Here is a 22,046-nt window from a genome sequence, read left to right on the forward strand (position 1 = left end):
TAGTGAAAATCGAAGACAACGCAATGACATTCCTGCCTGGGTTGAAGCTGGCATGAATGAAGAAAAACGGCCAGCATCTCAGGCGCTGGCCGTTTTTAAAACTCAACAGATCAATGACACACTAAACTTCAAGTCCGCATTTTTACACGGTGCGACAGATCAGCGGCCGCTCGTCACAGCGCCGAGAAATCCAGCTCGACGCCGGTGGCGGCCTGGATCTGGTCCTTGTTCACGCCAGGCGCCAATTCGGTCACCTTCAGGCCGGTCTCGGTCACTTCCATGACGCCCAGGTCGGTGACGATCAGGTCGACCACGCCCACGCCGGTCAGCGGCAGGTCGCACTTTTTCAGCAGCTTGTACGACGTCGTGCCGTCCTTGGCGGTGGCGACGTGCTCCATCAGCACCACCACCCGCTTGACGCCGGCCACCAGGTCCATCGCGCCGCCCATGCCCTTGACCATTTTGCCCGGAATCATCCAGTTGGCCAGGTCGCCGCGCTCCGACACCTGCATCGCCCCCAGGATCGCCAGGTTGATCTTGCCGCCGCGGATCATGCCGAACGAGTCGGCCGAACTGAAATAGGCGGCGCCCGGCAGCGCCGTCACGGTCTGCTTGCCGGCGTTGATCAGGTCGGCGTCGATCTCGTCCTCGGTCGGGAACGGGCCGATGCCCAGCAAGCCGTTCTCCGACTGCAAATACACTTCGATTCCCGGCGGCACGTAGTTGGCCACCAGGGTGGGCAAGCCGATGCCCAGGTTGACGTAAAAACCGTCCTGCAATTCCTTCGCCGCGCGCGCGGCCATTTCGTCACGAGTCCATGCCATGATAGTGTCTCCGATGTTCTTAGTTGGCGCGCACGGTGCGCTGCTCGATGCGTTTTTCCGGCGTCGCGTTGACGACGATGCGGTGCACGAAAATACTCGGCAGGTGCACCGCGTCCGGATCGATCTCGCCGATCTCGACCAGGTGCTCGACCTCGACGATGGTGATCTTGCCGGCCATCGCCGCGTTCGGGTTGAAGTTGCGCGCGGTCTTGCGGAACACCAGGTTGCCGGCCTTGTCGGCCTTCCACGCCTTGACCAGCGCCACGTCGGCCACCAGGCTGCGTTCCATCACGTATTGCTCGCCGTCGAACTCGCGGATCTCCTTGCCGTCGGCGACGATGGTACCCACGCCGGTCTTGGTGAAGAAGGCCGGAATGCCGGCGCCGCCGGCGCGCAGCTTCTCGGCCAAGGTGCCCTGCGGCGTGAATTCGAGCTCGAGCTCGCCGGCCAGGTACTGGCGCGCGAACTCCTTGTTTTCGCCGACGTAGGATGCGATCATCTTCTTGATCTGGCGCGTTTCCAGCAGCTGGCCCAGGCCGAAACCGTCGACGCCGGCGTTGTTGGAGATGGCGGTCAGGCCGGTCACGCCGGAGTCGCGCAAGGCGCCGATCAGCGCCTCGGGGATGCCGCACAGGCCGAAGCCGCCGACGGCGATCGTTTGGCCGTTTTGAACGACGCCGGCCAAGGCTGCGGCGGCATCCGGATAGATTTTGTTCATGTTGTCCCTTAACTGTCTCGTATTGAAGTGTTACTGGTCTTTTGTAGGCGTGTGGTGTTGCTAAATCAGTTGATAACATTGTTAACTACACTACCGACGCGGCGTCTCAGCATAGAATACGCTCTCTAAAAGCACAATACCGTAGAACTACCTGCCACTTTCGCCATGAACGCCGCCCCCGTCATCGACTACGAATCCATTTTCCTGCACGCGCCGGTGGGCATGTGCATCTCGGAAGATCGCGTCATCCAGCGCTGCAACGAGGCGCTGGCGGCGATGTTCGGCTATACCCGCGCCCAGCTCGAAGGCCTGTCCTTCCTGGCACTGTACCCGACGATGGACGAATTCCTGCGCACGGGCGACCGCATCATCCCGATCATGAACGCCAAGGGCCGCTATTCGGACGAGCGCATCATGCGCCGCGCCAGCGGCGAGCTGTTCTGGTGCCACGTCACCGGCCATTCGATGAAGGCCCAGGAGCCGCTCGGGCCCGGCATCTGGACGTTCGAGGACGTCAGCGAAAAACGCCCCGTCACCGCCGAGCTGACCCCGCGCGAGCGCGAGATCGCCGCCCTGCTGGTCGAGGGCAAGACCAGCAAGAGCATCGCCCGCCAGATCGACCTGAGCCCGCGCACGGTGGAAATGCACCGCGCCAAGCTGATGCGCAAGTTCTCGGCGTCGACCTCGTCCGAGCTGGTGCACAAGCTGGTGGGCATCCAGCTGTAATTGCTCTTGCCGCCGCGGCTGCTTGAATCGGTTCGTGGCTAGGCGCGGCAACGAAGACAGTGCGCAAGCACGGCAAGGCGCCGCAATGACGCCACGGACCGATTCAAGCGGCCGTTACATCGCCGTCATGCCGTCGTCGGCCGAGATAATCGCGCCGTTGATGAAATTCGAATCCTCGCCGGCCAGCAGCAACAGCAGCCCGTCCAGGTCCTCCGGCGTGCCCGGACGCTTGCGCGGCAGCATGTTGATCAGTTTTTGCCCCTGCTCGCTGGCGAAATAGTCCTCGTTGATCTCGGTCGAGATGTAGCCGGGGCAAATGGCGTTGGTGTTGATGCCGTACTTGCCCCACTCCACCGCCATCGCCTTGGTCATCTGCACCACGCCGGCCTTGCTCATGCAATAGACGCCGATCTGCGGCAACACCCGCAGGCCGGCCACCGAGGCGATGTTGATGATGCGGTGCTTCTTGCTCGGGTCGCCCTTGGCGCGCGCGATCATGCGCTTGGCCGTTTGCTGGGCAACGAAGAACGCGCCGCGCAGATTGGTGTCCATCACGAAGGCATAGTCGTCCGGCGTGACGTCGACCAGCCGCTGCGTGGTCGACACGCCCGAATTGTTGACCAGGATGTCGATCGGCCCGGCCTCGGTCTCGGCGTGGGCGATGGCCGACTTGATGCTGGCGAAATCGGTCACGTCCAGGCTCACCACGTGGGCGGCGCCGCCGTCGGCCTCGATCTCGGCGCGCAGCTCCTTGAGCCGCTCGGTGCGGCGCGACGCCAGCACCACCTGGGCGCCGGCCTGGGCCAGCACTTTGGCGAACCGGGCTCCCAAACCGCTGGAGGCGCCCGTGATCAGCGCGATTTTTCCCTCAAAGTTGACTTCTATGCCCACAGCTTGCTCCTAGATATATTGAATGACAGATGCACGACCGCCCGGCCCGGACCCGGCTGTCGAAACGTAATCATTACACAAATCGCCAGTATTAGATTGCGGTGTCTAATAATGTCCCTCAAAATGGCGCCAACGTTGCATTCGGGCGGAAAAAGAAGCACACTCGTGCTAAAATTTTCCCCGCCATCCCATTCCACCATTAAAACCACTATAAAAACCATGACACAGCCTCAAAATCTCGTAGAACAGTACGGACCGCGCGACGCGATGGAATACGACGTCGTCATCGTCGGCGGCGGCCCGGCCGGCCTGTCGGCGGCGATCCGCCTCAAGCAGCTGGCCGCCGCCCAGGGCCGCGAAGTGTCGGTCGTCGTGCTGGAAAAAGGCGGCGAGCTCGGCGCCCACATCCTGTCGGGCGCGGTGATGGACCCGAAGGCGCTCACCGAGCTGATCCCGGACTGGAAGGACAAGGGCGCGCCGCTCAACACCGCCGTCACCGAAGACCGCGTGCTGTTCCTGACCGAAACGAAGTCGTTCAAGACCCCCAACTTCGCGCTGCCGGCGTGCTTTGAAAACCACGGCAACTACGTCATCTCGCTGGGCAACGTGGTGCGCTGGCTGGGCCAGCAGGCCGAGGCGCTGGGCGTGGAGATCTTCCCCGGTTTCCCGGCCGCCGAGATCCTGTACGGCGACGATGGCCAGGTCAAGGGCGTGGCCACCGGCAACATGGGCGTCAAGCGCGACGGCCAGCCCGGCCCCGACTTCCAGCTCGGCATGGAGCTGCATGGCAAATACACGCTGTTCGCCGAGGGTTCGCGCGGCCACCTGGGCCGCCAGCTGATGGCCAAATACGACCTCAACAAGGGCAAGGACCCGCAATCGTACGGCATCGGCATCAAGGAACTGTGGGAAATCGACCCCGCCAAGCACCAGCCCGGCCTGGTGGTGCACACCACCGGCTGGCCGCTCGACACCAAGACCTACGGCGGCTCGTTCCTGTACCACCTGGAGAACAACCAGGTGGTGGTCGGCTATGTCGTCGGCCTGAACTACGAGAACCCCTACCTGTCGCCGTACGAGGAATTCCAGCGCTATAAAACCCATCCGGCCATCAAGCCGTTCTTCGAGGGCGCCAAGCGCATCTCCTACGGCGCGCGCGCGATCACCGCCGGCGGCTTGCAGTCGCTGCCCAAGCTGGTGTTCCCGGGCGGCGCGCTGATCGGCTGCGACGCCGGCTTCCTCAACATGAGCCGCATCAAGGGCAGCCACGCGGCCATCAAGACCGGCATGCTGGCGGCCGAGGCGGCGTTCGAGGCGCTGGCCGCCGAGCGCCAGCACGACGAGCTGGCCGCCTTCCCGGCCGCGTTCGAAAAATCGTGGCTGCACGAGGAGCTGCACGTGGCGCGCAACGTCAAGCCATGGCTCAACAAGGGGCTGTACCTGGGCTCGCTGATGACGGGCATCGACCAGATCGTCTTCCGCGGCAAGGCGCCGTGGACCCTGCACCACACCCACGCCGACCACGAATGCCTGAAACCGGCCTCGCAGTTCACGCCCATCGTCTATCCCAAGCCGGACGGCAAGCTGACCTTCGACCGGCTGTCGTCGGTGTTCATCTCCAACACCAACCACGCCGAGGACCAGCCGATCCACCTGACGTTGAAGAACCCGAGCGTGCCGGTCGACGTCAACCTGGCCCAGTACGCCGGGCCGGAGGCGCGCTACTGTCCGGCCGGCGTCTACGAGTTCGTCAAGACCGACGCCGGCGCCGACCGCCTGCAGATCAACGCGCAGAACTGCGTGCACTGTAAAACCTGCGACATCAAGGACCCGACCCAGAACATCGTCTGGGTCACGCCGGAGGGCGGCGGCGGGCCGAACTATCCGAATATGTAAGAAAGCAACAATATCGAAGCGGCACGTCTTCCCGGGGCGTGCCGTTTTTTTATGCGCGGCGCGATTTATCGGGACCGCCGGCGGCAAACGGAGGATAATTGACTGGTGGAAAAACGGCGCGCCACATGGGGTTCGCCCCCGTCGGACCGCCGTTACATATTTTTTTTAAGAAATTTCCACAAAGCATTTAATGTCCTTCCTGGTACGGTCGTCTTGTACTTGGGAGAGCGCGAAACACCGACGCTCCGAACTGAATCCACCTACCAGGAGTATTTCCATGCTGAGCCTTCACACCAACGCTTCCGCCCTTTCGGCACAAAACTCGATCTCCCGCACCCAGTCGTCGCTGTCGACTTCGCAGACCCGTCTGAGCACCGGCTTCCGTGTCAATTCGGCAATGGACGATGCTGCTGGCCTGCAAATCGCAACCCGCCTGAAAGCGCAAACCAGCGGCATGACCATGGCCATGCGCAACACCCAGAACTCGATCTCGATGATGCAGACCGGCGAAGGCGCCCTGGACGAAACGACCAACATCCTGGTCCGCATGAAAGACCTGGCCACCCAGTCGGCCGACGCCTCGTCGACCACCGATGACCGCACCGCGATGCAAGCCGAATTCGACGCGCTGTCGAACGAACTGTCCAACATCGCCGGCAACACCTCGTTCGGCGGCACCAAGCTGTTCACCGACACCACCGGTACCTTCCAAAGCGCCACCCTGACGTTCCAGATCGGCGCGTCGGCCAGCGAAAAAATGGTCGTCGACATGGGCACCGCCACCGCTAAAATGAGCGCCGACATCAAGCTGGCCGCCACCCAGTACGTCTCCGACGGCACCGCCGGCGCCGCTGGCGGCGCCTCGGCCGGTACCGAGATCGCCTCCGCGACCGCCGCCAACAGCACCATCGACACGCTGAAGACCGCGATCGACAGCGTCGGCGCGCTGCGCTCGCAAATGGGTGCCGTGTCGAACCGTCTGGACCACGTGTACAATAACTTGTCCAACATTTCGAGCAACACCAAAGCCGCTACCGGCCGTATCATGGACACCGACTTCGCCAGCGAATCGTCGAACATGACTTCCAGCCAGATGTTGCTGCAAGCCGGTACCGCGATGCTGAAGCAGTCGAACAGCACGTCGTCCCTGGTTATGTCCTTGCTGCAGTAATCGTAGCCTTTCCGTCCCGCCCGCGGGACGGAATAACAAGGAGCCAACCGGAGTTTTCGGTTGGCTTTTTTTTCATCGAATCGCAACAGTTAAATTAAAGAGCGAGCCTGATGGCCGTAGACCGCGTCGGCGCCACCCCGCGCCCCTTGAGCATCCCCGACCGGCAGTCCGGACAGCCGGGTCCCGCCGTGCGCGGGCCGCTCGACGCGCGCGACAGCAACGCCCCCTACCCGGTCACGCCGCTGGCGCCGGCCGCCCCGGCCACCGTCGGCGTGCCGTTCGACGGCGCCGACGCCCAGCCGTTGCCGCAGTCCGGGCTCGACGCGCTGGCCGCCGCGCTGCACGGCCTGGCCGACGCCGAGCCGTCGGCGATGCGGCCCAACCAGGTGTTCATGTCGCGCCAGCTGGTGTGGCAGCCGCCCGACACGGCCATGATGGCCGGCTCGTGGCAAACCATGGTGCGCGCCTACGGCGAGCAGCGCGCCGCGTGGCTGGAGCAGGCCAACGGCCAGCACGTGCCGTCGAGCCTGTTCATGGCGGACCACACGCCGTCGGCGCTGCGCGAGGGCCGCCCCGGCCTGCCGCTGGTGACCGAAATGGAACCGTGGCGCTTCGCCGTGTTCGCCTGGGGGGCGGAACGGCTGGTGCTGCGGGTGGTCGTCAATGACGACGAGGAACCGGAGCGCCAGCGCCGCAAGCGCGCGCGCGTGGCGCTGCGGCTCGAACTGATGCTGCCCGGCCTGGGCCGCGTCATCATCCAGATGGAACCGGCCGCCGGCAACGGCGTGCTGATCGAGGTGGGCGCGGCCCACACCTCGGCCATGCAGCACATGCGCGAAATCCTGCCGCGGCTGGCGGTCATGGTGGCGCGCTGCGGCCTGACCATCCTGCGCTGCCGGCTGCGGCGCGAACTGCCGCCGACCAGCACCGAACACCCCTACCCGACCCGCGCGCACACGGCGGCGCTGACGCCGGCCGTGTTCAAGGCCATGGCCGAGATGGCCGTCATGCTGTCGCAGCCGCTTCCGCCGGACGACGCGTTCGCGGAGAGTGCATGAGGAAAACCGGCGCATGGGTGTGAAGGAACCGGTCCCTGCGGCGGCGCCCGAGGCGGTCGGCTTCGGCGCCGCCTTCCTGTATTGGCTCAAGCTCGGCTTCATCAGCTTCGGCGGCCCGGCCGGCCAGATCGCCATCATGCACCAGGAGCTGGTCGAGCGGCGGCGCTGGATCTCGGAGCGGCGTTTCCTGCACGCGCTCAATTACTGCATGGTTCTGCCCGGTCCCGAGGCGCAGCAGCTGGCGATCTACATCGGCTGGCTGATGCACCGCACCCGTGGCGGCATCGCCGCCGGCGTGCTGTTCGTGCTGCCGTCGCTGTTCATCCTGATCGGCCTGTCGTGGATGTACATGGCGTATGGCCAGACGCCGGCCGTGGCCGGGCTGTTCTATGGCATCAAGCCGGCCGTCACCGCGCTGGTGTTGCACGCGGCCTGGCGGGTCGGCTCGCGCACCTTGAAAAACGCCTGGCTGTGGGCGATCGCCGCGGCCGCCTTCCTGGCCATCTTCCTGCTGGCCGTGCCCTTCCCGCTGATCGTGCTGGCGGCCGGCCTGGCCGGCTACCTGGGCGGCCGCTACGCGCCGCAACGCTTCCACGGCGGCGGCGGCCACGGCCAGGGCGCCGCCAGCTACGGCCCGGCGCTGATCGACGACGACACGCCGCCGCCGGCGCACGCCCGCTTCGGCTGGCGGCGCTTGCGCAACGTGCTGCTGGTTCATCTTGCCCTGTGGCTGGGCGGCATGGGGACGTTGATCGCCCTGTTCGGCGCCGACGCCGTGCTCACCCGCATGGCGTGGTTCTTCACCAAGGCCGCGCTGCTGACCTTTGGCGGCGCCTACGCGGTGCTGCCGTACGTGTTCCAGGGCGCGGTCGGGCACTATCAATGGCTCAGCGCGGCGCAGATGATCGACGGCCTGGCGCTGGGCGAGACCACGCCCGGGCCGCTGATCATGGTGGTGTCGTATGTCGGCTTCGCCGGCGGCTGGAACACGGCCATCTTCGGCGCCGGCGCGCTGCCGTGGGCCGGCGCGGTGGCGGCGGCGGTGGTCACCTACTTCACGTTCCTGCCGTCGTTCCTGTTTATTTTGCTGGGCGGACCGTTCATCGAATCGACCCACGGCAACCTCAAGTTCACCGCCCCGCTGACCGGCATCACCGCCGCCGTGGTCGGCGTCATCCTCAACCTGGCGCTGTTCTTCGCCTGGCACACGCTGTGGCCGGGCGGCTGGGGCGGCGCCTTCGAATGGCCGGCCGCGCTGATCGGGCTGGCGGCGGGGGTGGCGCTGTTCCGTTTCAAGCGCGGCGTCATTCCCGTCGTGGTAGCCTGCGGACTGGCCGGCCTGGCCTGGACGCTCTTAGTCAAATGAGGAATATGAAAGCATACGTTTATCCCGCAATGATCGCGGCCGCGCTGGTCGGCTGCGCCGCGCCGGCGCCCAGGGTGGTGCAAGCATGGGAAAGCCCGGCGGCCGAATTTCCGGCGATCTGCATGCTGATGCAAGCGGACGGCACGGTCGCGTTCAAGGGAGGTTTCCAGTTCTACCAGCCGGGCAGCTGGCGGCAGGACGGGCAGACCGGCATGCTGACCTTGACCTTGGGCGGCAGCGCGCCGTTCCCGTCCGACATCGTCAAGATGCAACTGCGCAGCAAGATCGGCGCGCTGACCGCGTACAACGAGCAGCGCCGCGAGTTGACCTACAAGGTCGGCGCGAACACGCCCTTCATCGCGCTGGGCAATTTCTATTTTTATCGCACGGAAACCTGCCACGGCGCGTGATCGGTCGAATGGTCGGCGGAGCAATTGCCCATGAAACCGCCCGAACTTTAAGGGGCCACGGAAACACGTAGGGCGGATTAGCGCAGCGTAATCCGCCAAGCGCCGCCAGCGGCCCACGCCCCGTCACGCACCAGCCCGTGTAGCAATGTTAGACTTGACCCCGGATCAACCAACGGTGCCGATGATGCTGACCTCGCGGTTTTCGGGGATTTCGTTGTACGACAGCACGTGCAGGCCCGGCGCGAACAGGCGGGCGTAGCGCGCCAGCAACGGCCGGATCTGCGGCAGCACCAGCAGCAGCGGCGGCGTGGCCTGCTGCTTCATCTGCTCGCGCGCGACCGGCATGTTGACCTGCAGCTGCGCCAGCAGGTGCGGGTCGATCGGGTAATTGTCCAGCACCACCTTGCCGCTCTGGCGCGCCTGGTTCAACGATCCCAGCAGCATATTCTCGAGGTCGCCCCCGAGGTTGAAGGCGAGCATCTCCGTCTTTTGCCCGAACAGCCCCGTGACGATCTGGCGCCGCAGCGCGCAACGCACCTCGGCCGCCAGCAGGATCGGGTCCTTGGTCGTCTCCGAACTGTCGACCAGGGTGGTGGCGATCGGCACGATGTCCTTCAGCGAGACGTTCTCGGCCAGCAGCACCCGGAACACCCGCAGCATCTGCGTGTGCGTCAGCGCCTTGTCCAGCGAGGCCGACAGCTTGGGCGACAAGGCCGTCAAGCGGTCCATCAGCGCCGGCACGTCCTCGTGGCGGAACAGTTCCGGCAGGTATTCGCGGATCAGCTTGGACAGGTGGGTGGCGATCGCGCTCGGCGCCTCCACCACCTGGTAACCGAGCCCCAGCGCGTTGGCCTTCTCGCTCGTTTCGATCCACGTCACCGGCATGCCGTAGGCCGGCTCGATGCCGGGGATGCCGTCGATCTGGCCGTAGATGTTGGGCGACGGGATCGCCATCAGGCGGTCGGCGAACACCTCGGCCTGGGCCACCACGCTGCCCGAGAGCATCACCGAATACTGCGACGGTTTGAGCCCGAGGTCGTCGCGCACGACGATCGGCGGCAGCAGCAGGCCCATCGCCTCCGACAGGCTTTGGCGCACGCCGCGCACCCGCTTGGTCAGCGGTTCGCCGTGCGCCTTGTCGATCAGGCCGACCAGCTTGTAGCCGAGCGCGACCTGCAGTTGCTGCACCGCCGGCAGGCTGTGCCAATCGAGCTCGGGCGCGCGGTCGTCGCGCAGCGCCGCCTCGATGGCGTCCAGATTCGAGGTGTCGGGCGGCTTGACCTGCTGCCCCAGCTTCCAGCCGACATACGCCAGCACCAGCGCGAACGGCGCGAACATCTGCCATGGCATGCCCGGCACGGCGGCCAGGATCAGCATCATGCCGGCGGCGCTGAACATCACCTGCGGCGACGTCAGCACCTGGTCGCCGACCTGGCGCTCGAAGTCGCCCGAGTCGGAAATGCGCGTCACCAGGATGGCCGAGGCGGCCGACAGCAGCAGCGCCGGGATCTGCGCCACCAGGCCGTCACCGATGGTCAGCAGCGCGTATTGCTTGAAGGCGGCGCCGAACGACATGTCCTGCATGATGGCGCCGATCGCCACGCCGCCCACCATGTTGATGATCAGAATCAAAATACTGGCGACCGCGTCGCCGCGCACGAACTTGGAGGCGCCGTCCATGGCACCGTAGAAGTCGGCCTCGGCGGCGACGTCCTTGCGCCGCGCCTGGGCTTTTTCCTGGTTGATCAGGCCGGCGTTGAGGTCGGCGTCGATCGCCATCTGCTTGCCCGGCAAGGCGTCCAGCGTGAAGCGCGCCGACACTTCCGAGATGCGCTCGGCGCCCTTGGTGACGACCATGAAGTTGATGATCATCAAAATGACGAAGACGACGATACCGACCACGTAGTTGCCGCCGATGACGACCTCGCCGAAGGCTTCGATCACCCGGCCGGCCGCCGCCGTGCCCTCATGGCCGTGCAGCAGCACCACCCGGGTCGACGCCACGTTCAACGTCAGCCGCAGCATGGTGGTGGCCAGGATCACCGTCGGGAACACCGAGAAGTCCAGCGGCCGCTTGGCCGACACCGCCACCAGGATGACGATCAGGGCCAGCACGATGTTGAACGTGAACATCACGTCCAGCAGCACCGGCGGCAACGGCAGGATGATCATCGCCAAGATCACCAGCAGGAAGACCGGTGTGGCGAACTTGTGGCGACGCGCTTCGGCGATCAACCGCTGGAAAAAATTCATGACTGCTTAACCTCGCTCATGGATGTTGGTACGACGACTTCACTCGGGAACGCCGGCTCGGCGGCGCGCCGCCCGACCCGGAATGCTTTCAGTTGCAGCACATAGTTCAGCACCTGCGAGACCGCCTGGTACAGCTGCACCGGGATCTGCTGGTTGACCTGGCTGGTGTTGTAGATGGCGCGCGCCAGCGGCGCCAGCTCCATCACTTCGATCTTGTGTTCGACGGCGATCTGGCGGATGTAGAGCGCCATCTCGTCGACGCCCTTGGCCACCACGTACGGCGCCTCGGCGCGGTCGTGGTCGTACTTGAGGGCGACCGCGTAGTGCTCCGGGTTGACGATGACGACGTCGGCGCTGGGCACGGTCTTGCGGGCGCTGTTGCGCGCCAGCGCGCGCTGCAGCTGGCGGATCCGGCCTTTGACTTCCGGCCGGCCCTCGGTCGACTTGTGCTCCTCCTTCTGGTCCTGCTTGCTCATGCGCTGCTGCTTGGCGAAGAAGAAGGCCTGCGCCGGCACGTCGATCAGCGCGAAGATGACGAACACGGCGATCATGGCCATCAGGCCGTCGAGCATCAGGTTCGAGCCGCCGACCATCGCCTGCCCCATCGGCATGTGCTGCAGTTGCATGTAGTCGCGCACGCTCGAGCGCGCCACGTGGATCAGCACCGCGATCAGCACGCCGGCCTTGGCGATCGACACCGCCAGCTCGAAGCCGTGCTTGGCGCTGAACAGCCGGCCCAGGTTGGCGGCCGGGCTCATGCGGCTGAGCTTGGGCGCCCAGTGCTTGGTGCTGACCACCCAGCCGCCCGGCACCATCGCCCCCAGCACGATGAACAGCGGCACCACGAACAGCGGCAGCACCATCTGGATGAACAGCCACATGGCGCTGCCGAACACGGTCGACATCGAGTTGTCGATCGAGCCGGTGCTGTCGAACGGCGCGAAGCTCTGGTGGAAGATCTCGTGGAACTCCTGCATGTAGCTCGGCAGCAGGTAGACGAACAATTTCAGGCTGACCAGGATGCCGATCGCCGTCGACAGGTCGCGCGAGCGCACCACCTGCCCTTCGTCGCGCGACTTCTTGAGCTTCTGCTGTGAAGCCTTTTCTGTTTTGTCGCCGGTGCTGTTGTCAGCCATGGCCCGCCGCCTGCATCTGCTGGCGGATCAGCTCCAGCACCTGGTTGCTCATGCGCACATAGTGGTCGGGGATGAAGCGCACCACCTCGGCCAGCATCACCAGGCCGAAGATGGTGATCACCGAAAAGCCCAGCGCGAACAAATTCAAACTCGGCGCGACCCGGTTCAGGAACCCGAAACCGAGCTGCACCACCAAGGTCGAAAACACGATCGGGATCGCCAGCAGCATCGCCGCCGAGAAGATCCAGGCGACGTTGTAGGCCACCGCGTTGAGCAGCAGCGGCGCGTAGCCCTGGCCCAGCGGCCAGGCGCGGAAGCTCTGGCCGATGATGTTGGCGATCAGCAGGTGGCCGTCGATGGCGAAGAACACGATGATCGACAGCACCGACAGCAGCGCCGACACCACGTCCGACGACTGGCCGTTCATCGGGTCGTTCATGACCGCCATCGAAAAGCCCATCTGCGACGACACCATGAAACCGAGCACGCCGATGACCGACATCGCGAAGTGGAACGCCAGCCCCAGCACGAAGCCGATCAGCGCCTGCTCGATGGTGGCCACCACGCCGTGCATCGAGAACGGGTCGATGCCATAGTTGCCCACGCCGTCGACGGCGCCGGTGGCCGGCAGCATCAGCACCGCCAGCACCAGCGCGATCAGGATGCGCACCGTCACCGGCGTGACCGCCTCGCCCAGCACCGGGGCGCCGATGAACATCGCCAGGATGCGGCAAAACGGCCACCAGATCGCGGTGAGCATCGGCAGCAGCTGGGCCAGGACCGGTTCCATGTGGGCAGCTAGCCGACCAGGGTGGCGGCGCGGGTGAAGATGGAGACGCAGAAATCCATCAGGTAGCCGGCCATCCAGCGGCCCATCAAAATGATGGCCAGCAAGGTGACCAGCAACCTGGGCAGGAAACTGAGCGTCTGTTCGTTGATCTGCGTGGCCGCCTGCACCAGCGCCACCAGCAGGCCCATGATCAGTCCGGGCACCACCAGCAACACCACCAGCAGCATGACGATGTGCAGCGATTCGACCACCAGGTCGACGGCAACTTCAGGAGTCAGCATCGGTATCGCCTATCTAAGTCAATACGCCTGCACGCTCGTGACGAGCGTGTTGACGGTCAGGGTCCAGCCGTCGACCAGCACGAACAGCAGCAGCTTGAACGGCAGCGAGATGACCAGCGGCGACAGCATCATCATGCCCATCGCCATCAGCACCGACGACACCACCAAGTCGATCACCAGGAACGGAATGAACAGCATGCAACCGATCTGGAAGGCCGTCTTGAGCTCGGAAAGCACGAACGCGGCCAGCTTGACCGTGAACGCGTGCTCGGACGGCACCGTGATCTTGTCCTCGCCGGCCAGGTGGGCGATCTGCTGCAGCGCCGCCTTGCTGGTTTGCGCCAGCATGAAGCGCGAGACCGGCTTTTCGGCGATCTGCAGCGCCGTCTCCAGGCCGATCTTGTCCTGGTCGTAGGGCACGAAGGCCTCGGTCCAGATCTGGTCGCCGATCGGGCGCATCACCAGCAGGGTCAAAATCAGCGCGACGCCGGTGATGACCCGGTTGGGCAGGCCCTGCTGCAGGCCCAGCGCCTGGCGCAGCAGCGACAGCACGATCACGAAACGGGTGAAGCTGGTCATCATCATGACCATCACCGGGAGCAAGCCCAGCAAGGTCATGACGATCAGGATCTGCATCTTGACCGTTAGTTCGGTCTTGGCCCCCGGCACCACGTTGGCCAGCAGGTCGACCGCCTGGGCGGCGCCCGGCGCCAGCGCCAAGCCTACCGCCGCCGCGACGCAGGTGCCGAGCATCAGGCGCCGGCGCGCGTCCACGCTCCAGGTCATGGAGTCATCATGTCGAGATTGAGGCCGTCCAGGTCGATGACTTTGAGGCCGTAGTTTTCGCCCGCCACCACCACTTCGGCGCGGCCGATGGCGGTGCCGTTGACCTTGATGACCAGCGGCTCGCCGGCCAGCACGTCGAGCTCGACGACGCTGTCCGGGCCGATCGCCATCAATTCCTGCAGCGAGATGCGCGCCGAGCCGACCTCCAGGGTCAAGGTCACCGGGATCTTGCGCATCATCGCCGGCAGGTCGCGCCGCGGCGCCACGGCCGGCACGTCGGCCAGCTCGGTGCCGACCTGGTCGATGATCATTTCCTCGGACAGGTCTTCGAGCAAGGGGTCGGTGGGGTTGGCTACGTTCATGTTCATCATGTTATTCGACATCTTCAAAGGAGGTTAGACAGAGTTTGCCCTTGTGCTCGGTCACGGCCGCGGTAAACAGCCGGGAATCCTCGAGCAGGACGTCGGCTCTGCTCAGACTGATGGGGATGACATCGCCAACCTGCAGGTCGTACAGCGCGCCCAGCAGCACTTCCTTGCTGGCCAGGCGGCCCGTCAAGCCCACCTGCAGGCGCTGCGCCAGCGGCGGCGCGGCCTGCGGCTTCTTGGCGCCGTCGCGGTCGCGCAACAGGCCGCGCAGCACGCTGGCCATCAGCGCCTTGTCGAGCGCGAACCAGAACTGGCCGGTGGCGCCGCTGGCGTGGTCGGCCACGGTGACGGTGATGGTCCAGTTGCCCTTGGGCGGCGGCGCGCCGGGCGCCGGCTTGAATTCGGTATCGGCGCCGTCGTCCACGCCTTCGGCGGCGGCCGGCTTGTCGACCGCCGGCAGGTTGAGCTCGATGCGGCCGGCCAGGGTGCCGGCCAACTGTTGCCCCAAAACCACAGCGAGGCGCTCCTCGGTGGCGGTCACGCGCACCGTGTCCTCGTCGATAACGGCCTGGCTGTTGTCGGACTTGCCACTGCTGCCGTATCGGTAGTTGAGTACGCTGAGCAACACCTTGCGCTCGAGCGAGAAGCTGATGTGCCCGGCCGGGGCGGCAAAGCTCAACCAGCGCCCGCGCTGTTCGCCGTCGAAGCGGGTGAACTGCACGTCATCGACCCGGAACCCGCCCCAGTAGCGGCGGTTCATGTTCAGGCGCATGGCCTGCGTCAGGTCGTCGCGCAACTGCGCCGCGAAGATATGCAGCAGGTGCACGGGACGGCCCAGCAAGCAAGGATCGAGGACCTGATGATGCGCGGTCTGTTTGGTGGTTGTCATGTTAGGGCCAGGTCGGGTGTTAGGGCCGGGTCGGGTAATTCTTCATACTCCTCCATCATCGCACTATCCAGCTAAAAACTGGCTAGTTCCGGCGCAAAATTTAGCGCGTTGCAACAGCATAGCCAAACTCGGGCGGGATCGCTAGTCGCAGCATACATCAAAATTCACATTATTACTATGGGACAATATTTGTCGCAGGATGTTTACGTAGGGCAAATAAACCTTTACAAGAATATTGCTAGCCGGTAAGCTGAACGCAGCCTCATAGAGCAATCGCTGCAACGCAACAAACCTTAACAAACAGCCCTTAGTAAATGATTTATAACGGTATTTTCTCTGAGAAAACACTTTGCAGCGGTCCCCCGGCCGGCGGCGCGAACATTTAACCAGGGTAGGCTCAAAACGTGACATTTTCCCGACGCCCGACACCGCCCGACACCACTGCCCCGTCAGGGTTCGGCCGACACCGCCATCGCCCTCGCCCCCTCCAGACTGTGACATGCAAAACGGATGTGTAGCACGAATGCGATAGACGCGGCGTGGCGGGCCCGGCAAGCGCCGGTTTGGCAACGCGGAGCTTGCTGGTGACCGGCAATCTCGATATGGTAGACAGGTGGGAACGGCGCGGCGCGCCCACCCACGCAACAGGAGGTAGCAAGCATGAGTAATGGATTCTCCAGCCTGATTCAGGCCGATCTGGCGTCGCTGACCAACGCGGCGCAAACGCTGGGCCACGGCGCCATCGCGCCGGCCGCCCAGTTCAACCTGCAGGCCGGCGGCGAGGCCCACCCGGCCTTCTCGTTCGCGCAATCGATGAAGGACGCGGTCGGCAAGGTCAACGAGGGCGACGCCGCCGCCGGCCAGAAGATGGCCGATGTCGATTCCGGCAAGAGCGACGACCTGGTCGGCGCCATGCTGTCCAGCCAGGAAGCGAGCCTGTCGTTCTCGATGCTGATGCAGGTACGCAACAAAGTAATGGGCGCCGTCGACGAGCTCATCAAGTTGCCGCTGTAACCGCCGTCACCCTACCACCCGCGCACCCACAACGCGAAAGCAATCAACGTGATCAACACCATCAAGACCGCCTTCGGTCGCTGGCGCACCAGCCCGGCCGCCATGTCGCTGCCACCGAACCTGCTCAAGAACCTGTATCCGCTGCTGCTGCTGGCGATCGGCGTGACCGCGCTGGTGCTGATGTACCTGTGGAACGACCAGTCCGGCTACAAGCCGGTGTTCGGCGCCCGCGAGAAAGTCTCCGCGTCCGACATGATGACCGTGCTCGACACCGACCACATCCCCTACCGCCTGCATCCGGAGAGCGGCCAGGTCTTGGTGCCGGCGTCGATGCTGGGCAAGGTGCGCATGCTGCTGGCGGCCAAGGGCGTCACCGCCCAGCTACCGGCCGGCCTCGAACTGATGGACAAGAACGACCCGCTGGGCGTGTCGCAGTTCGTCCAGGACGTGCGCTTCCGCCGCGGCCTCGAGGGCGAGCTGGCGCAGTCGATCATGACCATGGACGCCATCGCCCACGCCCGCGTGCACCTGTCGATCGCCAAGTCGACCTCGTTCGTGTCGTCCGACGGCGACAAGTCGTCGGCCTCGGTGGTGGTGGCCCTCAAGCCGGGCCGCACCCTGCAGCCGGAGGCCATCGCCGCCGTCGTCAACATGGTGGCCGGCAGCGTCGCCAGCCTCAGCCCGCAGCGCGTGAGCCTGGTCGACCAGAGCGGCAACCTGCTGTCGTCGCACATCGACCTGACCGAGGGCTTCGACGCCGGCAGCGCCGGCAACGAGAACGGCAAGCGCATCCAGGACGAGGTCAAGGCCAACGTCAAGAACCTGCTGGGACCGGTCATCGGCGACGACAACTTCCGCCTCAGCGTGATGGCCGCCGTCGACAACGACAAGATCGAGGAGACGGTGGAGAAATTCGGCGCCGATCCGAAGGTCACCAGCGAGGCCATGCGCGAGGAGCAGGACCGCAACCGGATGGCCATGGGCGTGCCCGGCACCTTGTCGAACCGGCCGCCGCCGGCCAACCCCAACCCGGCCGACGCCGCCAAGCCGGCCACCGACCCGGCCAGCCCCGGCGACGGCACGGCGCGCAAGAACGCCACCACGCGCCAGTACGCCTACGACCGCAGCATCACCCAGACCAAGCGCAGCCGTGGCCGCCTGCAAAAGCTCAGCGTGGCCGTGGTGCTGGCGCAGGCCGCCGCGCCGACGCCGAAGACCGGCTGGAGCGCCGCCGAGATCGCCAACATCGACAAGATCCTGCGCAACGGCCTGGGCATCGACGCCGCGCGCGGCGACCAGCTGGTGGTGTCGGCCATGAACTTCCCGCCCAAGGCCGCCGTCACCCAGTGGTGGGAGGAGCGCGACAACATCGTCGACATCAGCTCGTACGTGATCTACGGCGTGGCCCTGCTGCTGGGCTACCTGCTGATCCTGCGTCCGCTGCTGCGCCTGGTGACGGTGCGCTTCACGCCCGATCCGCAGGAACTCAAACGCGTCGCCAGCGAGCGCCGCGCCGCCGAGGCCGCCGCCGTGGCGGCCGCCAAGGAAGCCAAGGACGCCAAGGACGGCGTGCTGCCGGCCCTGCCGGGCGCGGCCGCGCCGGGCACGCCGGGCGCGGCGCCGGCGCTGGCCGGTGCGGCAGCCCAGCCGGGCATGCCGGTGGTGCCGCTGCTGGAGAACTACGATCTGCCACCACCGGGCTCGGCGGTCGACGTCATGGTCGACCACTTGAAGGTGCTGGCCGCCAAGGAACCGGAACGCGTAGCCGAAGTCGTCAAACAATGGATGCAGAAAAATGGCCGAACTCAATAATCCCCAGGAATCGGACGAGTCCGAATACGCCCACGGCGCCGCCAAGCTGTCGCCGGTCGAACAGGCCGCGATCGTGCTGTTGAGCATAGGCGAGGAGCCGGCCGCGGCCGTGCTGCGCTGCCTGAGCCGCGAGGAATTGCTCGAGGTGACACAGGTGATGTCGCGCATGAGCGGCATCAAGGTCGAGTCGGTCAAGACGGCGATGCAAACCTTCTTCGACGACTACCGCCAGCAGTCCGGCGTGCACGGCGCCTCGCGCAGCTACCTGAAGCGCTCGCTGGACCTGGCGCTCGGCGGCGACCTCGCCAACACCGTCCTCAACAACATCTACGGCGACGAGCTGCGGCCCAAGATGGCGCGCCTGCAGTGGGCCTCGCCGAAGTGGCTGGCCGAATACATCTCCAACGAGCACGTGCAGATGCAATCGGTGTTCCTGGCCTTCCTGCCGGCCGCGCTGGCCGGCCAGATCATCGACGCGCTGCCGCAGGAGGGCCGCGACCTGGTGCTGCTGAACCTGGCGCGCCTCGACGAGATCGACCGCGACCTGCTGCAGGAGCTCGACGACCTGGTGGTTCGCTGCCTGAGCTCGTTCGACTCGCAAAGCACCAGCGTCGAGGGCATCCGCCAGGCCGCCGAGATCCTCAACCGCCTGCCGAGCAACCGCGCGCAGATGGTCGAGCTGTTGCGCGCCCACGACCCCGAGGTGGTGGCCCAGATCGAGCTGTCGATGTACGACTTCTTCATCCTCGGCAACCAGTCCGAGGTGGCCATCACCCGCATCATCGAGGAAGTGCCGCTGGAGCAGTGGGCCATCGCGCTCAAGGGCGCCGAAGTGTCGATCCGCGACGCCATCCTCAAGACCATGCCGAAACGCCAGGCCCAGGCGTTCGAGGACATGATGCGCCGCGCCGGCCCGATGCCGATGTCGCGCATCGAGCAGACGCGCCAGGAGATCATGGCCACCGTCAAGGCGCTGGCCGACGGCGGCGAGATCGAGATCCAGTTGTTCGCCGAACAGGTGGTCGAATGAAGCAATTCCGCGTCTACCGTTTTCCGCCGCTGGCGCAATTCACCAACCTGGCGCACCAGCGCGCGGTGGCGAACGGCCACAACCAGGGTGGCGACGGCGGCGCCCAGTGGGCCGCCTCGGTCAGCGAGGGTTTCGAACAGGGCCAGCGCGACGGCTACGAGATCGGCCTGGCGCGCGGCCAGGAGGACGGCTTCGAGGCCGGCCGCAGCGCCGGCCAGCAACAGGGCCGCGAGGAAGGCCGCCACGAGACCCTGGTCGCCTACGACCAGATGGCGCGCCCGGTCGACGCCATGCTCAAGAGCCTGAAAAAGCTGCGCTCGGACTACCGCGCCGCCCAGCGCAAGGAAGTGGTCGACCTGGTGGCCAAGGTGGCGCGCCAGGTGATCCGCGCCGAGCTGGCGCTGCAACCGGTGCAGCTGATGGCCCTGGTCGAGGAAACGTTGGCATCGATGCCACCGACGCGCGAGGAGATCGACGTCTTCCTCAACCCGGAGGAATTGAAGCGTATCGCCGAGCTCGATCCGAAGCGTTCCAAGCGCTGGAACCTGATCCCCGACGCCCGCCTGGAAGTGGGCGAATGCCGCATCAAGGCCGGCGACAACGAAGTCGACGCCGGCTGCCATCAACGGCTTGCGGCGGTCATGGAACAGGTCGATAATCAACTGCAAGCGGCCGACGGCGGCGACGAGACGGAGACGGAAGAGTGATCGCTGACGCGCTACGCAATCTGGAGCTCGGTTCCGTGCCGATGGCGACCCCGACGGGCCGCCTGGTCGGCGCCTCGGGCTTGCTGCTCGAGGCCGTCGGCTGCCCGATGCACACCGGCCAGCGTTGCCAAATCGAGACAGTCGGCGGCGAGTGGCTCGACGCCCAGGTCGTCGGCTTCCGCGACAAGCTTTCCTTTTTGATGCCGTTCAAAAAAGCGGTCGGCCTCACCACCGGCGCGCGCGTGCTGCCCTCCCCCGAAAAAATCAGCCTGCAGATCGGCTCCGGCTGGCTCGGGCGCATGGTCAACGGCCTGGGCGAACCGATCGACGGCCTGGGCAAACTGAGCGGCGACTATCCGCTCGACCCGCAGCCGCCGCGCGTGCATCCGCTCAAAAAGAAACCGGTGACCGAGCCGCTCGACGTCGGCGTGCGCGCCATCAATTCCATGCTCACCCTGGGCAAGGGCCAGCGGGTCGGCCTGATGGCCGGCTCCGGCGTCGGCAAGTCCGTGCTGCTGGGCCTGATGACGCGGCAGACCGTGGCCGACGTGGTGGTGGTGGGCCTGATCGGCGAACGCTCGCGCGAGGTGCGCGAATTTGTCGACATGTCGCTCGGCAAGGACGGCCTGGCCAAGGCGGTGCTGGTGATCGCCCCCGCCGACGAGAGCCCGCTGATGCGCATCATGGCCACCGAGCTGTGCCATTCGATCGCCGCCCACTACCGCGACCAGGGCAAGAACGTGCTGCTGCTGGTCGATTCGCTGACGCGCTACGCGATGGCGATGCGCGAGGTGGCGCTGGCGCTGGGCGAGCCGCCGGCCACCAAGGGCTATCCGCCGTCGGTGTTCTCGGCGCTGCCGCAGCTGGTCGAATCGGCCGGCAACGGCGAAAACCAGACCGGCTCGATGAGCGCGATCTACACCGTGCTGGCCGAGGGCGACGACCAGCAGGACCCGGTGGTCGACACCGCCCGCGCCGTGCTCGACGGGCACATCGTGCTGACCCGCGAACTGGCCGAGCGCGGCCACTATCCGGCGATCGACATCGGCGCCTCGATCAGCCGCTGCATGAGCCAGGTCATCACGCAGGAACACATGCTGGCCGCGCGCGCGCTCAAGTCGAGCATGGCGCGCCACAACCGCGTGCGCGACCTGATCCCGCTGGGCGCCTACGTGCCCGGCGCCGACCCGATCACCGACAAGGCGGTCATGCTGCACCCCAAGGTGGAAGATTTTCTGTGCCAGGGCACCAAGGAAGAAGCGCCGTTCGCGCCGTGTGTAAGTGAACTTGAAAAGCTGATGACATGAGCCAACACAACATCCGTAACCTGACCACCCTGGTGGCGCTGCGCAACACCGAGGTCGAGCGCCTGCAAACCGTGATGGCGGAAAAGCAAAACCTGCGCGACCGCTACCAGAAGAACCTCGAGCGCCTGACCGGCCTGTACACCAACAGCGGCGCCAGCGGCAACCTGCACCCTGCGCTGGCCGGCAACTGCGGCGACTACAAGCAGGCCGTGATGCAGATGGCCGACAGCCACCGGCTCGACCTGCACATGCACGAGGCCGACATGGCGGTGTCGCAGCAGGCCCTCAACGCCGCCTGGGCCAAGCGCGAGGTGCTGGGCAAGGTGCTGGTCACGCAGCAGCAGGTGGTGCTCAAGCAGCAGGACGCCAAGGAGCGCAAGCAACATGACGACCTGGCAACCCAGGCCTGGCTGCGCGGGCAGAAAACGCCCGGGTAATCTTGGCGGCTTGTCAAGTTGTTGTCGGCGCGTCATTGATGCGCTTTGGGACACATTCCCGGGGCCCGCGCGACACATTTGCAACACCTAAAAAAAAGTTAGAAATATTTTCATACGGAAACGATTAGGGTCGCCTTGTATCAAGGTACACTTCATTTATCCTTTCCAGGAGCAAG

General features: G+C 65.4%; 22 protein-coding genes. 12 read left to right on the forward strand and 10 right to left on the reverse strand.

Going from position 1 to position 22,046, the window contains the following annotated elements; all coding sequences use genetic code 11:
• Positions 1–173: 173 nt before the first annotated feature.
• Both JOD97_RS05920 and JOD97_RS05925 read right to left on the reverse strand, forming a co-directional pair.
• On the reverse strand, positions 174–824 hold the full coding sequence (locus tag JOD97_RS05920) for a CoA transferase subunit B (RefSeq protein WP_209714196.1): 651 nt from the start codon (positions 822–824) through the stop codon (positions 174–176).
• A gap of 19 nt (positions 825–843) precedes the next feature.
• Complete coding sequence (locus tag JOD97_RS05925) at positions 844–1,542, reverse strand: CoA transferase subunit A (RefSeq protein ID WP_209714198.1); 699 nt, start codon at positions 1,540–1,542, stop codon at positions 844–846.
• A gap of 165 nt (positions 1,543–1,707) precedes the next feature.
• Here JOD97_RS05925 and JOD97_RS05930 point away from each other — a divergent pair, with 165 nt between their 5' ends.
• Positions 1,708–2,268: a PAS and helix-turn-helix domain-containing protein gene (locus tag JOD97_RS05930; protein WP_209714200.1), complete on the forward strand. Its 561-nt coding sequence runs from the start codon at positions 1,708–1,710 to the stop codon at positions 2,266–2,268.
• A gap of 114 nt (positions 2,269–2,382) precedes the next feature.
• On the opposite strand, the gene JOD97_RS05935 is transcribed toward JOD97_RS05930, so the two are convergent.
• Complete coding sequence (locus JOD97_RS05935) at positions 2,383–3,159, reverse strand: SDR family oxidoreductase (RefSeq protein ID WP_209714202.1); 777 nt, start codon at positions 3,157–3,159, stop codon at positions 2,383–2,385.
• 219 nt (positions 3,160–3,378) lie between these two features.
• Here JOD97_RS05935 and JOD97_RS05940 point away from each other — a divergent pair, with 219 nt between their 5' ends.
• The 5 genes from JOD97_RS05940 (at position 3,379) to JOD97_RS05960 (ending at position 9,060) form a co-directional block, all read left to right on the forward strand.
• Positions 3,379–5,055 (forward strand): electron transfer flavoprotein-ubiquinone oxidoreductase, encoded by a 1,677-nt coding sequence (locus tag JOD97_RS05940; protein WP_209714203.1) that lies wholly within the window; start codon positions 3,379–3,381, stop codon positions 5,053–5,055.
• Between the two features lie 277 nt (positions 5,056–5,332).
• Positions 5,333–6,226: a flagellin gene (locus JOD97_RS05945; RefSeq protein WP_209714204.1), complete on the forward strand. Its 894-nt coding sequence runs from the start codon at positions 5,333–5,335 to the stop codon at positions 6,224–6,226.
• Positions 6,227–6,336: 110 nt separating this feature from the next.
• A complete protein-coding gene (locus JOD97_RS05950; RefSeq protein WP_209714206.1) occupies positions 6,337–7,284 on the forward strand; it encodes a hypothetical protein in 948 nt (315 codons plus the stop codon).
• 13 nt (positions 7,285–7,297) lie between these two features.
• Positions 7,298–8,650 carry a chromate efflux transporter gene (gene chrA / locus JOD97_RS05955; protein WP_209714208.1) on the forward strand — a complete coding sequence of 451 codons (1,353 nt, stop codon included), beginning with the start codon at positions 7,298–7,300 and terminating at the stop codon, positions 8,648–8,650.
• 5 nt (positions 8,651–8,655) lie between these two features.
• Positions 8,656–9,060 carry a hypothetical protein gene (locus JOD97_RS05960; protein ID WP_209714210.1) on the forward strand — a complete coding sequence of 135 codons (405 nt, stop codon included), beginning with the start codon at positions 8,656–8,658 and terminating at the stop codon, positions 9,058–9,060.
• 165 nt (positions 9,061–9,225) lie between these two features.
• Here the strand turns inward: JOD97_RS05960 and JOD97_RS05965 are convergent, their stop codons facing one another.
• From JOD97_RS05965 to JOD97_RS05995, 7 genes are read right to left on the reverse strand one after another with little or no spacing between them, the layout of a single operon-like run.
• On the reverse strand, positions 9,226–11,313 hold the full coding sequence (locus JOD97_RS05965) for a flagellar biosynthesis protein FlhA (RefSeq protein ID WP_209714212.1): 2,088 nt from the start codon (positions 11,311–11,313) through the stop codon (positions 9,226–9,228).
• Positions 11,310–12,449: a flagellar biosynthesis protein FlhB gene (locus tag JOD97_RS05970; RefSeq protein ID WP_209714214.1), complete on the reverse strand. Its 1,140-nt coding sequence runs from the start codon at positions 12,447–12,449 to the stop codon at positions 11,310–11,312. Before JOD97_RS05970 ends, JOD97_RS05965 begins: the two co-directional genes overlap by 4 nt.
• Positions 12,442–13,239, reverse strand: coding sequence for a flagellar biosynthetic protein FliR (locus tag JOD97_RS05975; RefSeq protein ID WP_209714216.1), 798 nt, complete (start codon positions 13,237–13,239; stop codon positions 12,442–12,444). The genes JOD97_RS05970 and JOD97_RS05975 overlap by 8 nt, the downstream gene beginning before the upstream one ends.
• A gap of 8 nt (positions 13,240–13,247) precedes the next feature.
• A complete protein-coding gene (locus tag JOD97_RS05980) occupies positions 13,248–13,520 on the reverse strand; it encodes a flagellar biosynthetic protein FliQ (RefSeq protein ID WP_209714219.1) in 273 nt (90 codons plus the stop codon).
• A gap of 18 nt (positions 13,521–13,538) precedes the next feature.
• Positions 13,539–14,306: a flagellar type III secretion system pore protein FliP gene (fliP, locus tag JOD97_RS05985; protein ID WP_209714221.1), complete on the reverse strand. Its 768-nt coding sequence runs from the start codon at positions 14,304–14,306 to the stop codon at positions 13,539–13,541.
• Entirely contained in the window at positions 14,303–14,674 is a 372-nt protein-coding gene (locus JOD97_RS05990) for a FliM/FliN family flagellar motor switch protein (protein WP_209714223.1), read from the reverse strand. Before JOD97_RS05990 ends, fliP begins: the two co-directional genes overlap by 4 nt.
• Positions 14,675–14,678: 4 nt before the next feature.
• Complete coding sequence (locus JOD97_RS05995) at positions 14,679–15,563, reverse strand: FliM/FliN family flagellar motor switch protein (protein WP_209714225.1); 885 nt, start codon at positions 15,561–15,563, stop codon at positions 14,679–14,681.
• A 660-nt stretch (positions 15,564–16,223) separates the two neighbouring features.
• On the opposite strand from JOD97_RS05995, the gene JOD97_RS06000 reads away from it, so the two are divergent.
• Genes JOD97_RS06000 through JOD97_RS06025 form a run of 6 tightly spaced genes read left to right on the forward strand, consistent with a single transcriptional unit; the run spans position 16,224 to position 21,870 of the window.
• The gene (locus tag JOD97_RS06000) at positions 16,224–16,577 is read left to right on the forward strand and encodes a flagellar hook-basal body complex protein FliE (protein ID WP_209714227.1); all 354 of its coding nucleotides are present in this window, start codon (positions 16,224–16,226) and stop codon (positions 16,575–16,577) included.
• A gap of 48 nt (positions 16,578–16,625) precedes the next feature.
• On the forward strand, positions 16,626–18,389 hold the full coding sequence (gene fliF / locus JOD97_RS06005) for a flagellar basal-body MS-ring/collar protein FliF (protein ID WP_209714229.1): 1,764 nt from the start codon (positions 16,626–16,628) through the stop codon (positions 18,387–18,389).
• Complete coding sequence (locus JOD97_RS06010) at positions 18,373–19,419, forward strand: flagellar motor switch protein FliG (RefSeq protein WP_209714231.1); 1,047 nt, start codon at positions 18,373–18,375, stop codon at positions 19,417–19,419. The genes fliF and JOD97_RS06010 overlap by 17 nt, the downstream gene beginning before the upstream one ends.
• Positions 19,416–20,126 (forward strand): flagellar assembly protein FliH, encoded by a 711-nt coding sequence (fliH, locus tag JOD97_RS06015; RefSeq protein ID WP_209714233.1) that lies wholly within the window; start codon positions 19,416–19,418, stop codon positions 20,124–20,126. The genes JOD97_RS06010 and fliH overlap by 4 nt, the downstream gene beginning before the upstream one ends.
• Positions 20,123–21,433 (forward strand): flagellar protein export ATPase FliI, encoded by a 1,311-nt coding sequence (gene fliI, locus JOD97_RS06020; protein ID WP_209714235.1) that lies wholly within the window; start codon positions 20,123–20,125, stop codon positions 21,431–21,433. Before fliH ends, fliI begins: the two co-directional genes overlap by 4 nt.
• The gene (locus tag JOD97_RS06025) at positions 21,430–21,870 is read left to right on the forward strand and encodes a flagellar export protein FliJ (RefSeq protein WP_209714237.1); all 441 of its coding nucleotides are present in this window, start codon (positions 21,430–21,432) and stop codon (positions 21,868–21,870) included. Before fliI ends, JOD97_RS06025 begins: the two co-directional genes overlap by 4 nt.
• Positions 21,871–22,046 lie beyond the last annotated feature (176 nt).

Origin of the sequence: Duganella sp. 1411 (assembly GCF_017833525.1) — a bacterium.
Classification (GTDB): domain Bacteria; phylum Pseudomonadota; class Gammaproteobacteria; order Burkholderiales; family Burkholderiaceae_D; genus Rugamonas.